1 protein-coding gene is annotated in these 1134 nt (G+C 38.7%); it reads left to right on the top strand.

Annotation, left to right across the window (positions count from 1 at the left end):
• Positions 1-60 precede the first annotated feature (60 nt).
• Positions 61-762, top strand: a complete 702-nt coding sequence (locus tag BN4609_RS15420) for a DUF2589 domain-containing protein (RefSeq protein ID WP_068857378.1) — start codon at positions 61-63, stop codon at positions 760-762.
• Positions 763-1134: the final 372 nt, after the last annotated feature.

Below are 1134 nucleotides of genomic sequence, written 5' to 3'. Positions count from 1 at the left end.
ATTTCCCGAATTATTGACGATTTTGTAAAAAATATCTAACAATTTTAAAATTCAAATGTTATGGCAGAAGAAATAAAGAACCAAGGGCAACAAGAAAATGCGGAAAACTTGAATGAAAATGTAAGCGGACAGGCGAAAGAAATTATCTCCGCTGCATTGGAAGAGACTCAAAACAGAGAAACTTCTCCAGTTCTTAAAGCAGATTCAAACGTGACTGACAAATTCAAGGGGCTTCCCATGCGGGAACTTATTGCAGCTCCACTTATTGCAGCAGCCGAAGCACAACAGGAATTGGCAGCGACAGCATGGAATTTCTACCAGCAAATTGCATTTGATGGTAAAAGCGGCAATAAAGCGCGTATATTGGAATTCGATGTCGAAAGACCGATACAGCAGGATGGAAAAATGACAACAATGTCACAAAGTGTCAAGGCTCCGTTTATAGGATTGGTGCCTATTCCTTCCCTGCTCATAGATCGCGTGGATGTCGATTTCCAGATGGAGGTTACCGATACATCAAACGTAAAAAGCACTACCAACGCAGAAGTAGAGRCAAAAGCTTCTGCAAAACATTGGTTTATAAATGCGGAAATCAGCGGCAAAGTCACRACCGCCCGCGAGAACACCCGCATGACCAACCAAACGGCAAAATACCAGATACATGTKWCWGCCAGYCAGCAGCCGCAGACCGAAGGTCTGTCTAAACTGATGGATATAATGGCATCATGTATCGAGCCTATAAATACAGAAAGCAGTAAATAGAGTATAAACATATAGAACGGGATGGATAAAGTCCCGTTCAAATTTGATAAYAATTATTATGAAAACATAATAAATGCATCAAACATCTAAAAAYAGCCATATGAAAATTTGTACATGGAATTCCCAAGGAAATCCTCTTAATGATGCTATTAAATTAAATATATTGAATCATCTATTAACAAYAGAACAATGTAATGTYGTTATGATACAAGAATGTGGTMAWTTCATACTGCCTGCACAACATAGTGGTAGATACCACTATGTTGTGGTAGAACATGCAGGTGCTTATAATTGTAGATGTAATACTTGTATCATTGCGGATTTGAATTTTGTAGCATCAATACATTATCTGATATCAGGAACAGGCCGATC

The organism is Leyella lascolaii, assembly GCF_900079775.1.
Classification (GTDB): domain Bacteria; phylum Bacteroidota; class Bacteroidia; order Bacteroidales; family Bacteroidaceae; genus Prevotella; species Prevotella lascolaii.
Note: the sequence above shows the minus strand (reverse complement) of the source record. Positions and strands in the feature narration are given on the sequence as shown.